Raw genomic sequence first — 13,239 nt, forward strand, 5'->3', positions numbered from 1 at the left:
CGTCGCGCGCCGGCGGAAACGGCACGCGCGCCTCGCCGCGCAGACAGGAGACTTAGCCATGACGACCGCGGATCGCAACGCGTCCCCCATGATAGAGAAACACACGATCGGCTACGTGCCGCCCGCAGACCGCCACGGCAAGGTGCGCGACCTGTTCACGCTCTGGTTCGGCGGCAACATCGCGCCGCTACCGATCGTGACCGGCGCGCTCGGCGTGCAGATCTTTCACCTGAACCTGATGTGGGGGATCGTCGCGATCGTCGTCGGCCAGGCGGTCGGCGGCGTGCTGATGGCGCTGCATTCGGCGCAGGGGCCGCAGATGGGCATCCCGCAGATGATCCAGAGTCGCGCGCAGTTCGGCTCGTGGGGCGCGCTGCTGGTCACGGTGATCGCGGCGGTGATGTACGTCGGCTTCTTCGCATCGAACATCGTGCTGGCCGGCAAGTCGGTGCACGGCATCGCGTCGTCGGTGCCGGTGCCGGTGGGCATCGTGATCGGCGCGGTGGGCTCGGGGCTGATCGGGATCGTCGGCTACCGGTTCATCCATATCCTGAACCGGATCGGCACGTGGGTGCTCGGCATCGGCATTCTCGTCGGCTTCTGGATGATCCTGTCGCACGTGAGCACCGCCGATTTCCTCACGCGCGGCGGTTTCGACTTCGCGGGCTGGCTCGCGACGGTATCGCTGTCCGCGCTGTGGCAGATCGCGTTCGCGCCGTACGTGTCGGACTATTCGCGCTACCTGCCGGAAGACGTCGGCGTCGCGTCGACGTTCTGGGCGACCTATCTCGGCTGCACGATCGGCTCGACGCTCGCGTTCACCTTCGGGGCGGTCGCGGTGCTCGCGGTGCCGGCCGGCGCGGACACGATGGACGCGGTCAAGCAGGCGACGGGCCCGCTCGGCCTGCTGATGCTGGTGCTGTTCCTGTTGAGCGTGATCAGCCACAACGCGCTGAACCTGTACGGCGCGGTGCTCGCGGTCATCACGTCGGTGCAGACCTTCGCCTACCGGTGGATTCCGACCGCGAAGACGCGCGCGGTGGTGTCGGTGGTGATCTTCGTCGCGTGCTGCTATGCGGCGATCGGCGCGTCGACCAACTTCGTCGGCAATCTCATCGATCTCGTGCTCGCGCTGCTGGTCGTGCTGGTGCCTTGGACGGCGATCAACCTGATCGACTTCTACGTGATCCACAAGGGCAAGTACGACATCCAGTCGATCTTCATGGCGGACGGCGGCGTGTACGGCCGTTTCAATCCGCAGGCGTTGCTCGCGTATGCGATCGGGATCGCCGTGCAGATTCCGTTCATGAACACGCCGATGTATGCGGGGCCGATTCCCGCGCATCTCGGCGGCGCCGACCTGTCGTGGCTCGTCGGGCTGGTGCTGACGTCGCCGCTGTACTACTGGCTCGCGACGCGCGACAGCGCGTACCGGCGCCGGCAGACGGGCGCGCAGCTGCCGTCGTCGGCGGCGCGATAAGCGGATGGTCGTTCGACGCGATCAAGGAAAGCGGCCGCCGCATCGGTAGCGATGCGGCGGCCGCGAGAGGGAACGCAGGAGGGATCAAGGCGCGGCGTATCGTGCCGTGCCTTGGGTCGCCAGCCTGCTTACCCGCGGATCAGACGACCGCCGAGCGCGCGACGCGCACCGGCACCGACTTGTACGACGGCGTGCCGCTTTCCTTGTCGATGTAGTCGAGCGGCACGAGCACGTTCGCTTCCGGGTAATACGCGCCGACCGATCCCGGCGCGATGTCGTACTCGATCGCGGTGATCTTCTCGAGGCGCAGCGTGCGGCCCGACGCGGTGGCCGTCTCGATGTCGACGAGGTCGCCGTGTTCGAGCCCGTACTTCGCGAGGTCCGCCGCGTTCATGAACAGCACGTCGCGTCGTCCGAACACGCCGCGATAGCGGTCGTCGAGCCCATAGATCGTCGTGTTGTACTGATCGTGGCTGCGCAGCGTGATCAGCCGCAGCACCTGCTCGGCGCCGAGCACGTCCGCATCTTCCTTCACGCCCTTGTAGATCGAGAACATCGCCTTGCCGGTGGCCGTGGGCCATACGCGCTCGGTGGGCGGCAGCGGCAGGCGGAAGCCGCCCGGCGTGCGGATGCGCTCGTTGAACGCCTCGAAGCCGGCCACCGTGCGGTCGATCAGGTCGCGGATGCGGTCGTAGTCGGCGATCAGGTCGAGCCACGCGACCTTGCTGGCCGGCAGCGTCGCGTGGGCGATTCCGGCGACGATCGCGGGCTCGGAGCGCAGCTGGTCGGACGCGGGCTTGAGCTTGCCGGCCGACGCATGGACCATCGACATCGAATCCTCGACGGTGATCGACTGCCGGCCGCTCGCCTGCATGTCGAGCTCGGTGCGACCGAGCACGGGCAGGATGTAGGTTTCCTTCGCGACGAGCAGGTGCGAGCGGTTCAGCTTCGTGCCCAGATGCACGCTGAGATCGAGCTTCGCCATCGCGGGGAACGACTGCTCGGGATCGGGCAGCGCGACCGCGAAGTTGCCGCCGAGGCACAGCAGCGCCTTGGCCTGGCCGTCGATCATCGCCTGCATCGCCTGCACGGCATCGTGCCCGTGCTGCGCGGGCGGCTTGAAGCCGCACACGTCCTCGATCTTCTGCAGGAACTCGGCCGACGGCTTCTCGGTGATGCCGACCGTGCGGTTGCCCTGCACGTTCGAGTGGCCGCGCAGCGGGCACACGCCGGCGCCGGGCTTGCCGATGTTGCCGCGCATCAGCAGCAGGTCGGCGATCAGGCGCACGGTGGCGGTGCCCTTGTTGTGCTGCGTGACGCCCATCCCGTACGTGATGATCGTCGCGTTCGACTTCGCATACGCGAGCGCGACCTGTTCGAGCTGCGCCTGGCTCAAGCCGCTCGCGCGCTCGATGTCGTCCCACGACGTGGCCTCCAGGTCGGCGCTGAACGCGTCGAAGCCGCTCGTGTGCTGCGCGATGAAATCCTTGTCGAGCACGTCGCCGCGCTCGGCCTCGAGCTGCAACAGCGCTTTCATGATGCCCTTCAGCGCGGCCGCGTCGCCGCCCGCGTCGAGCTGGTAGTACGTCGACGCGATGCGCGTCGAGCCGAACGACGCCATCTCGATCATGTCCTGCGGATCCGCGAAGCGTTCGAGCGCGCGCTCGCGCAGCGGATTGAACACGATGATCGGCACGTTGCGGCGCGAGCACTCGTGCAGCGTGCCCATCATCCGCGGATGGTTGGTACCGGGGTTGTGGCCGATCGAGATGATCAGCTCGCAGTGGTCGAAATCCTCGAGCGACACCGTGCCCTTGCCGATCCCGATCGACTGCGGCAGGCCGACGCTGGTCGGCTCGTGGCACATGTTCGAGCAGTCGGGGAAGTTGTTGGTGCCGAGCTCGCGCGCGAAGAGTTGATACAGGTAGGCGGCTTCGTTCGACGCGCGGCCCGACGTGTAGAACTCGACCTGCTCGGGCGGCAGCGCGCGCAGCACCTCGCCGATGCGCGCGAACGCATCGTCCCATTCGACCGCGCGAAACGTGTCGGTCGCGCGATCGTAGACGAGCGGATGCGTGAGCCGGCCCATGTTCTCCAGCTCGTAGTCGGACATCCGCAGCAGCGACGACACCGGGTTCGCCGCGAAGAACTCGGGCGTCACGCGCTTGGTGGTCGCTTCCCACGTGACGGCCTTCGCGCCGTTCTCGCAGAACTGGAACGTCGACTTGTGTTCCTTGTCGGGCCACGCGCAGCCGGGACAGTCGAAGCCGTCGGGCTGGTTGGTCCGCATCAGCACGATCGGCGCCTCGATGGTTTCCATCTGCGTGCGCACGGCCTCGGCTGTCGCGCGAAGCGCGCCCCAACCGCCGGCGGGCCCATCGTACTTCCTGATGCCTGGCACTTCGCGTCGATTTGTCATGTGAATCTCCATCAGCCGGGCCCGCTACGGGCCGGCTCGGGTTGCGCCGCGTCGCGGCGTTGGGGGGCATGCGGGCCCGTGCATCCGGGCCCGCCTGGTATTACTGCGCGTCCTTCTTCGCACCGGACGACTTCTTGCCGGATGGCTTGGCTGCCGGTGCAGGCGTCTCGGTCTTCGCTTCGTCGTCCTTTACATCGGACGCTGCCTTCGCCGCCTTGCCGTTCGGCTTTGCCTTGCCGTCGGCGGTCCTGGTCGCGTCCTTGGCGTCCTTGGCGTCGGGCCGCGCGAGCTTGTTGAACGTCACCGCGTCGCTCGCCTTGTCGTAATCGACTTCGACGTGATCGCCGGACTGCAGCTTGTCCGCGAGGATCTCCTTCGCGAGCTTCGTCTCGATGATCTGGCGAACCTGCCGCTTCAGCTCGCGCGCGCCGAATTCCGGTTGATAGCCGGCTTCGGTCAGGTGTTCGACGAGCGCGTCGCCCATCACGAGCGTGATGTCCTGCGCGGCGGCGGTGCGCACCACGCGGTCGAGCTGGATCTGCACGATCGAGCGGATGTTCTCCTTCGACAGCGCATGGAACACGATCACCTCGTCGATCCGGTTCAGGAACTCGGGGCGGAAATGGCCCTTCAGCACCTGCATCAGCTGCTCGCGGATCGCCTTGTCGGTCTTGCGCGCGGCTTCCGGCTGCGTGAGGTTGTCCATGATGATCGCGGCGCCGAGGTTGCTCGTCGCGATGATGATCGTGTTGCTGAAGTCGACCACGCGGCCCTTGCCGTCGGTCAGGCGGCCGTCGTCGAACACCTGCAGCAGCACGTTGTAGACGTCCGGATGCGCCTTCTCGATCTCGTCGAGCAGGATCACGCTGTACGGGCGGCGCCGCACGCGCTCGGTGAGCTGGCCGCCTTCGTCGTAGCCGACGTAGCCGGGCGGCGCGCCGATCAGCCGCGCGACCGCGTGCCGTTCCATATACTCGGACATGTCGATGCGGATGATCGACTGCTCGTCGCCGAACACGGTCTCGGCCAGCGCCTTCGCGAGCTCGGTCTTGCCGACGCCGGTCGGCCCGAGGAACAGGAACGTCGCGATCGGCCGGTGCGACTGGCCGAGCCCGGCGCGCGACAGCCGCACGGCGTCGCTGACGGCGACCACGGCATCGCTCTGGCCGATCACGCGCTCGCGCAGCTGCTCTTCCATCTTCAGCAGCTTCTGGCGCTCTTCCTGCGTGAGCTCGGACACCGGAATGCCCGTCAGCCGCGACACGACCTCGGCGACCGATTCGACGGTCACTTCCAGCGTCTCGGAACCGGTCTTGCGCTGCCACGCCTCCATCTTTTCGTCGAGCGACTTCTGCTTCGCGTTGATCTGCTCCTCGAACTGCTTCGCCTGGTCGAAGCGCTTGCGCGACGTTGCGTAGTCCTGCTCGCGCTTGAGCTGCACGATCTGCGCTTCGTCTTCCTGGATGTCGGCGGGGCGCGAGGTCGCGCCGATCCGTACGCGCGCGGCGGCCTGGTCGATCAGGTCGATCGCCTTGTCGGGCAGGAAGCGCGCGGTGATGTAGCGGTCGGCGAACTCGGCGGCCGCGACGAACGCGTCGTCGGCGAACGTGACCTGGTGGTGCGCCTCGAGGCTGTCGCGCAGCCCGCGCAGGATCACGATCGTCTGCTCGACGCTCGGCTCCGGCACGAACACCGGCTGGAAGCGCCGTTCGAGCGCCGCGTCCTTCTCGATGTGCTTCTGGTATTCGTTGAGCGTGGTCGCGCCGATCAGGCTCAGCTCGCCGCGCGCGAGCGCCGGCTTCAGCACGTTCGCGATGTCGAGCCCGCCTTCGCCGCCGCCCTGGCCCGCGCCGACGATCGTATGCAGCTCGTCGATGAAGAGGATCAACTCGTCATGCTTGGCCGTGACTTCGTCGATCAGCTGCTTCGCGCGTTCCTCGAATTCGCCGCGATACTTCGCGCCGGCCACCATCGAGTTGATGTTGACTTCGACGAGCCGCTTGCCGCGCAGCACTTCGGGCACGTCGCCGTTGACGATCCGCTGCGCGAGGCCTTCGACGATCGCGGTCTTGCCGACTCCGGGCTCGCCGATCAGCACCGGGTTGTTCTTCTTGCGGCGCGCGAGCACTTCGATCGTGCTCTCGATTTCCTGCGCGCGGCCGAGCACCGGGTCGAGCTTGCCCTGGCGCGCGATCGCGGTTAGGTCGCGGCCGAACTTGTCGAGATTCGGCGTGCCGGTCGGCGCGTCGACGCGGCCGTCTTCCGCGCCCTTGCCGACGACCTTCACGACCTTCTGGCGCAGCGCTTCCGGCGTTACGCCGTATTTCTTCAGCAGCGTGCCGGCGATGCTGTCCGGCACCGCCGCGAGACCGATCAGCAGGTGCTCGGGGCCGATGTACGAGTGGCCGAGATCGCGCGACGCCTGGAATGCGTACTGCACGGCCTTCTTCACGCGTGGCGAGATCGACAGCTTGTCGAGCGACGCGTCCGCGGCAGCCGTGCCGGTGTGCGCATGCTCGTCGATGTAGGACTTCAAGTCCTGCGGCGACAGCTTCAGTTCCTTCAGCAGCGCCGCGCACACGTCGGTATCGGCGAGCGCGTACAGCAGGTGTTCGGTGTCGAGTTCGCTGCGGCGCAGTTCGTGGGCCTTCTCGGCCGCGCGCTGCAGCAGTTCGAGCGTCTGCTCGCTGAACGCGTCGGTCGGGTCGACCGATTCGCGCGGAATCTCGGCGGCCAGCGGCGACGCGTCGCCGTCCTCGCCGAACAGCGAGGACCCACCGCCACCCAGCAGCGAATCGAACGGGTTCAGCATGCTCTGATGCCGCATCAGCTGACGGAAGTGGTAGTCGCAGATCGAGATCGTCTTGCGCTCGCCGTCCTGCATCACGGTGGCGCGCGCGACGGCGGGCCGGGCGTGACAGATATCGCAAAGTGCGGGCATGGTGGTCTGACTCCTGTCAATGAACGTGGATCGAAAGGGAAGTCCCGATGCGCGACGGCGCCGGGGTGTGCCCGCCGCACGACTCGACCGGCGGCGCGCGCGCCGCACCGGCGCCATCGCACGGCGCGCGCCGGCACGGCAGCCGGCCGCGATCGACACCGGCAACACCGGTGCGTCGCTCAGTCCGCGGCATCACTTCGACTGCGTTCAAAATAGCGAATTGGCCGAAGGCCTCCAAGACACAGTTCCGCACCGGCCCGGCCGGGAATTGCACCCTCACATGCACGCTTGCGCCCGGTGCAGGGAGTACAGACGAGCGCGCATGCGGGTGCGGCGTGCGGGATCCGGAAACAGCGCGGCGCGCAACGCGCGCGAAGCGCGGTGCGACATCGGCGCGCAGGGCGCCGGCAGGCGGCAAACGGGAAGGGCCGCGCGCGGTGAAGCGCGGCGCACGCGCGGCGGCGCGATCGCGCGGGGCGGTGAGGGTCGCGGGCGGGTTACGCCGGGCCGCGCACGCCCCGCAATCAGTGCGTGGCGTGGGGCCGAGGGCGAAGCGGGCGGGTTGCACGGTGCGGGCCGGATCAGGCGCAACCGTGGCGAACCGGCGTCAGTCGGAGAGTTTCATCGCGAGGCGCTGCCGGGCAATCTGCTTCACGTCGGTCGACAGTGCCGCATTTTGCAGACCATTGGCCCAGACGGTGAACGAATCCTCGATCAGGTTGCGGGTGTCGGGCGGCAGTTCAGCCAGCATCAGCGACACCACGGTGAACAGGACGGCGGTATCGCCGGTCTGGCGGCTCGCGTTCGCGTCGACGGCCTGCTTCAGGCTGTCGACCGACGCTTGCAGTGACTGCAATGCTTCATTCGAATCGCTCATGTCACGCTCCATGCAGGAGGGTTCAGCCGGCGACGAACGTGCGGCCGGCAACGCGGCCGGGGTGCGCGACGCCCGGCGGGCATCGCGCGCGGGCAGGCCGTCAGGCCGCCGTGCTGGCCTGCGGCGCCACGGCCACCGATGCCTCGCTCGTCAGCATCAGGAACGTGAACGTTTCGCGCAGGTACAGGCGGACGACCTTGTCAGTATGGCTCGTATAGCCGATCGACACGTCTTCGCCGAGGTGCAGCTCGTAGTCTCCGCCGCGGGTGGACAGCACGCAACCGCCGCTGATCGCCGGCGCCCAGATGATCTCGCCGCTGACGATGCGCTTGATGTGGCCGAGCACCGGGTAGCCCTGGTCGCGCGCTTCGCTGAGCGCCGTGTAGGCGTCCGAGCCGAGCACGACCGTGTACGGGCCGTCGACGCCGGCGAGTCGCAGCGCTTCCAGCGCGTCGCTGATCGCGTCCGGGTACGCGCTGACATCGGTCGGCAGCGTGAGCTTGCGGTTCGACGTGCCTTCGCGGATGCCGACGATGTCCGCGGCCAGATAGCCGTCGAAGATCGCGCCGTCTTCCGCGAATGCCAGGCGCTGCGCGGCGTCCTTCGCCGGCTGCCAGTCGGCATCGCGCGCGCCGCGCTCGACGCTGTCGATCGCGTCGCGGCTCAGCTCGAACGGCACCGTCAGCTCGACGACGTTGCGGACCTCGCGCAGCCGTGCGCTCACCTGCTCGCGCGGCGCGGTGACGTCGCGCAGATGCCCGGTGCCGACGGCCGACAGCTCGGGGCCGGCCGGCCCTTCGACGTCGACCACGCGGCGTCCGGCCACCGAGCGCTTGAAGGTGCGGGCGACTTCTTCCTCGATCTGCTCCCACGCGGACGAGGCAATCGGCGCGAGTTCGCGGTGCAGGTTATTCATAGGCTTTGGCTCCTTTCAGCGATCCGATATTCAGCGAGCCGTCACGACGCGACTCGGGCGATGAGGGGGCCGGCTGCGCGGCGGCGGCAGCGTCGGCCGGTGCGGCGCGATCGGCGAGCGCTTCGAGCAGGTCGGCCGACGGCACGAAGAACAGTGAGCCGGTGACCGCGCGGCTGTAGTCGAGCAGCCGGTCGTAGTTGCCGGGCGGGCGGCCGACGAACATGTTTTCGAGCATCTGTTCGATCGGCGCCGGCGAACGCGCGTAGCCGATGAAATAGGTGCCGAATTCGCCGGAACCGGGGCGCCCGAACGGCATGTTGTCGCGCAGGATCTTCACTTCCTGGCCGTTTTCGTCGAGCGTGGTCAGCGAGCTGTGCGAGCACGACGGCTTCACGTCCGGCGCGAGCTCGATGTCGGACAGCTTGGTGCGGCCGATGATGCGCTCCTGCGTCTCGACCGCGAGCGCGTTCCAGCCGGCCATGTCGTGCAGGTACTTCTGCACGAGCACGTAGCTGCCGCCCGCGAATTCGGCGTCCTCGTCGCCGATCACCGTGAAGTCGACCGCGTCGCGGCCTTCCGGGTTCTCGGTGCCGTCGACGAAGCCGATCATCGCGCGCTGGTCGAAGTTGCGGAAGCCGTGCACCTCGTCGACGACCGTGACCGCGTCGCCGAGCGCGGCGAGCAACTGGGTCGCGAGTTCGAAGCACAGGTCCATCGCGTCGGCGCGAATGTGCAGCAGGATGTCGCCCGGCGTCGCGACCGCGACGCGCTGGCCGGCGCCGAATTCGCGGAACGGATGCAGCGACGCGGGACGCGGATCGCCGAACAGCGCATCCCATGCGTCGGAGCCGAAGCCGCATACGCAGGACAGGTTGCCGCCCGGCACGCGCTTGCCGACCGAGCGCACGAGCGCGGCGATGTCGCCGCACCACGCGCGGATCGTGTCGGCACGCTCGGCGCCGGGGTTGACGGTTGCGACGAGGAAGATCGCGCTGCGCGTGATCGGGTTGTGAACGGCCTGGGAAAGCGGGGGACGGGTTTGCATCGCGGCCTGCCGGTCAGCCATGTCGGGACGGACGGGCCGCGGATGCCGCGGCGCGCGAAGACGAACGGGTGGACTGTGTCATGCGACTGTTCTCTTTGTGACATGCGGATGAAGGACGTTGCGCGGGCATCGCGCAACGGGCCGCAGCGGCGGCGGCCTGCCGTCCGGGCGCGAAAGGGAAGGCAGGCAGGATGGCCGCGCGTTCGCCCGGCGCGTGACCTCTCCGCACCGCGTAACGTCGTCGAGCCTGCAATCTAGCAGCTTCGGCGGGTCTTTGGAACACGTATCGACGATCTGTCATTCGAATGGGTTGATCAGGGTTCGATTTTGCGTCGCGTGCGTGCAGCTGTACTCCTGAAGCCCGCGGCGCTGTGCTCTTGAGCGGGCGCGACGCGTGCAGTAGATTGGGTTCGCTCCACCCGCCGACGAGGACCATCATGACGAACCTGCTGGAAGCGATGCGAATTTTTGTCGCGGGGGGCGAGCACGGCGTCGACGGAACGTCGAGCGCGGCATCGACTTCTTTGCACCGGTCATCGCCTTGAACACGTCCACTGCTTCCGCCGATACGGCCGCCGAGCGCATCCGCCGCCGCTTCGGCCACTTCCTCCATGCGGCCGAGCTGGCCGGCCTGGTCGTGATCGGTCTGGCGACCGCGTTCGCGATGGCGCAGGAAGCGTGGAAGGTCGTGCTCGCGGGCGAGGTGTCGCTCACCGACCTGCTGCTGATGTTCCTGTATCTGGAGGTGCTCGCGATGAACGTGCGCTATTTGCGGCTCGGCCGGCTGCCGGTGCGCTTTCCGTTATTCATCGCGATGACGTCGCTCGCGCGTGACCTGATCCTGCGCGGCGCGACCGACAGCCCCGAGCGGATGCTGATGACCACGTTCGGGATCGTGCTGCTCGCGGTGGGCGTGCTGATCCTGAGCTTCGGCCAGCATCGCTTTCCGGCGGAAGTCGACGATGTCGAGGAGGACGCGCATACGCGCCGGTGACGTGCGGCCCGCATCACTCGTGCTCGTGACGCAGCGGCAGGCGCGCGTATCGCACCCACGGATCCCGGCACGCAACGCGCGCCCGGTCCGACCCATCCGCGGATGACCGTCGACTGGCGGCGCTCGCGTGGCTCATCAACCGGAGAGGTGTCGCATGACCAAGCAACTGATCGTCGCCGTATTCGGCAGCGTCGAGACGGCCCGTCAGGCCGCGAACGATTTCGAGGCGCTGTCGGACAAGCATGAAGGATTCCACGTCGACAACGGCGTCGTCGTCGAAAAGGACGCGAACGGCAAGCTCGCCGTGCTCGACGTCGAGTCGCGGCCGTTCAAGGGCGGCCTGATCGGCGCGATCGCGGGCGGCCTGCTCGGGATGCTCGCCGGGCCGCTCGGCGCGATCACCGGCATGGCGGCCGGCGCGGGGGCCGGCATCGTCGCGGACGCAGCCGGCAATGCGCTGCTCGACGGCCAGTTCGTCGAATCGGTCGCGACACGGCTCGTGCCCGGCAGCGTCGCGGTCATCGTCGAGGCGCAGGAGGCGACGCCGTTCTCGGTCGACAACATCGTGACGGGATTCGGCGGCAAGATCGTGCGCCACATACTGGGCTAGGCCCGGCTTGCCGCGTTCGAGCCGGACGCAGGCCGGCGTTCGGCCCGGCGCGGATCGCGGCGACGACACGTGCGCATTCGTGCGACGCCGCGCATCGTGAAGCACGACCCGGCATTGCGCGTGCGCGGGACCTGGACAATCAGCTATACCGAGCGTCGGTACGCACGCCGTCACGCTCGAGCGTCGCCACGCGAATCGCGTCGTGCCGTTTCGCGTCACGACCGCATGCGCGCGGCGGTACGGATGACACGAGACGCGGCCGCGTGCCAGGGTCTTCCCATCTGTTCACCACACCCGCGCGATTTGACGTTTGGCCGCCAAACTGTCACTTACATTCGCCGAATTGACGCAGTAGGATGCCGATCCTCGTCATGATGGATTTCGCATTGCTATCCGCCTTCAATTTCGGTAACGGCCGACGCTCGCACCAGAACGCCCGCCAGCGGGCACGGCTATCCGGCTTCGCGCATCGGCGCGGCACGCGCGCACACGCGTCGCGGGCCGGTTCACCGCTGGCGGGGCGAGGCGGATGAAGCTCTACGAGAAATTCGCGAACGACATAGAGAGACTCATCCGGCAAAGCGTGTATCGACATGGCGATCGTGTGCCGTCGGTACGGCAGGCGAGCCAGCAGCACCGGATCAGCATTACGACCGTGCTGCATGCGTATCTGCTGCTCGAAAGCCGCGGGCTGCTGGAAAGCCGGCCGCAGTCGGGCTACTTCGTGAACCTGCGCCGCGACGACAACCGCGCGCCGGTGCGCGAGCTGCGGCCGTCGAAGCCGATCGCGATCTCGTCGTCGGTCGACGTGAGCCGGCTCGTGCTGTCGACGCTGCGCGCAATCGGCACCAATGACGCGGTGCCGCTCGGTTCGCCGTATCCGGACCCGAGCCTGTTTCCGTTCGAGAAGCTGAACCGCTATGCGTATGCAGCGGGCCGCGACAAGTCGCTGTGGGGCGTGACGGACGGGCTGCCGCCGGGCCATCCGCGCCTGATCCGGCAGATCGCACGGCGCTATCTGGAAAACGGGATGTCGGTCGATCCGAACGAGATCATCGTGACGGTCGGTGCGACGGAGGCAATCAATCTGTGCCTGCAGGCAGTCGCGAAACCGGGTGACACGATCGCGGTGGAGTCGCCGACGTTCTACGCGATGCTGCACGCGATCGAGCGGATGGGGATGAAGGCGATCGAGGTCGCGACGCACCCGGAATACGGAATCGACATCGCGGCGCTGGCGGCTATTGCGAAGTCGCAGCCGATCGCCGCGTGCATGGTGATGCCGAATTTCCAGAACCCGCTCGGCTTCCAGATGCCCGACGAGCGCAAGCGCGAACTGGTTGAATTCGCAACCAAAGCCGACATGCCGATCATCGAGAACGGCGTGTACAACGAACTGTATTTCGGCCATGCACACCCGAGTGCGCTGAAGGCGTTCGACCGCAACGGCATCGTGCTGCACTGCTCATCGTTCTCGAAGAGCCTGACGGCCGCCTACCGGATCGGTTGGGCATTGCCGGGCCGCTATCGCGAACAGGTCGAGAAGCTGAAGTTCCTGAACACGCTGGCGACGCCGTCGCTGCCGCAGCTCGCGATCGCCGAGTTTCTCGAACGCGACGGCTACGAGCATCACCTGCGGCGGATTCGCAAGGCGTATGCGCAGCAGGCGAACGTGATGCGCGCGATGGTGTCGCGGTTCTTCCCGGAAGGCACGCGCATCTCGAGCCCGGCAGGCGGTTACGTGCTGTGGGTCGAGCTGCCGGCCCAGGTTGACGCAATGCGCCTGTACCAGCTCGCGCTGGAGCAGGGCATCACGATCGGCCCCGGCTACATGTTCTCGATCGCGGACACCTACCGCAATTTCATCCGGCTGAACTACAGCAGCCCGTGGTCGCCGGAGATCGAGCGGGCGCTCGTCACGGTCGGCAAGCTCGCGGCGACCTGCATGGATTGAGGG

General features: G+C 67.5%; 9 protein-coding genes. 4 read left to right on the forward strand and 5 right to left on the reverse strand.

What is annotated here, in order from left to right; translation table 11 throughout:
- Nucleotides 1-58: 58 nt before the first annotated feature.
- Nucleotides 59-1,480, forward strand: a complete 1,422-nt coding sequence (locus LMA02_RS31945; protein ID WP_228910675.1) for a purine-cytosine permease family protein — start codon at nt 59-61, stop codon at nt 1,478-1,480.
- 139 nt (nt 1,481-1,619) lie between these two features.
- Here LMA02_RS31945 and LMA02_RS31950 read toward each other — a convergent pair whose 3' ends face one another.
- The 5 genes from LMA02_RS31950 to LMA02_RS31970 form a co-directional block, all read right to left on the reverse strand.
- Nucleotides 1,620-3,899, reverse strand: a complete 2,280-nt coding sequence (locus tag LMA02_RS31950; protein ID WP_228910676.1) for an FdhF/YdeP family oxidoreductase — start codon at nt 3,897-3,899, stop codon at nt 1,620-1,622.
- A 100-nt stretch (nt 3,900-3,999) separates the two neighbouring features.
- Nucleotides 4,000-6,840 carry an ATP-dependent Clp protease ATP-binding subunit gene (locus LMA02_RS31955; RefSeq protein ID WP_228910677.1) on the reverse strand — a complete coding sequence of 947 codons (2,841 nt, stop codon included), beginning with the start codon at nt 6,838-6,840 and terminating at the stop codon, nt 4,000-4,002.
- 607 nt (nt 6,841-7,447) lie between these two features.
- Nucleotides 7,448-7,717 (reverse strand): hypothetical protein, encoded by a 270-nt coding sequence (locus tag LMA02_RS31960; protein ID WP_228910678.1) that lies wholly within the window; start codon nt 7,715-7,717, stop codon nt 7,448-7,450.
- A gap of 100 nt (nt 7,718-7,817) precedes the next feature.
- Entirely contained in the window at nt 7,818-8,633 is an 816-nt protein-coding gene (locus tag LMA02_RS31965) for a family 1 encapsulin nanocompartment shell protein (RefSeq protein WP_006755574.1), read from the reverse strand.
- Entirely contained in the window at nt 8,626-9,699 is a 1,074-nt protein-coding gene (locus LMA02_RS31970) for a Dyp-type peroxidase (protein ID WP_228910679.1), read from the reverse strand. The genes LMA02_RS31965 and LMA02_RS31970 overlap by 8 nt, the downstream gene beginning before the upstream one ends.
- Nucleotides 9,700-10,219: 520 nt before the next feature.
- On the opposite strand from LMA02_RS31970, the gene LMA02_RS31975 reads away from it, so the two are divergent.
- From LMA02_RS31975 to LMA02_RS31985, 3 genes are all read left to right on the forward strand, one after another.
- The gene (locus LMA02_RS31975; RefSeq protein ID WP_228910680.1) at nt 10,220-10,672 is read left to right on the forward strand and encodes a phosphate-starvation-inducible protein PsiE; all 453 of its coding nucleotides are present in this window, start codon (nt 10,220-10,222) and stop codon (nt 10,670-10,672) included.
- Nucleotides 10,673-10,826: 154 nt separating this feature from the next.
- Nucleotides 10,827-11,282 (forward strand): DUF1269 domain-containing protein, encoded by a 456-nt coding sequence (locus LMA02_RS31980; protein WP_228910681.1) that lies wholly within the window; start codon nt 10,827-10,829, stop codon nt 11,280-11,282.
- Nucleotides 11,283-11,811: 529 nt separating this feature from the next.
- Nucleotides 11,812-13,236 (forward strand): PLP-dependent aminotransferase family protein, encoded by a 1,425-nt coding sequence (locus tag LMA02_RS31985; protein WP_228910682.1) that lies wholly within the window; start codon nt 11,812-11,814, stop codon nt 13,234-13,236.
- Nucleotides 13,237-13,239: the final 3 nt, after the last annotated feature.

The organism is Burkholderia sp. B21-005 (genome assembly GCF_020843965.1).
Taxonomy (GTDB): domain Bacteria; phylum Pseudomonadota; class Gammaproteobacteria; order Burkholderiales; family Burkholderiaceae; genus Burkholderia; species Burkholderia ambifaria.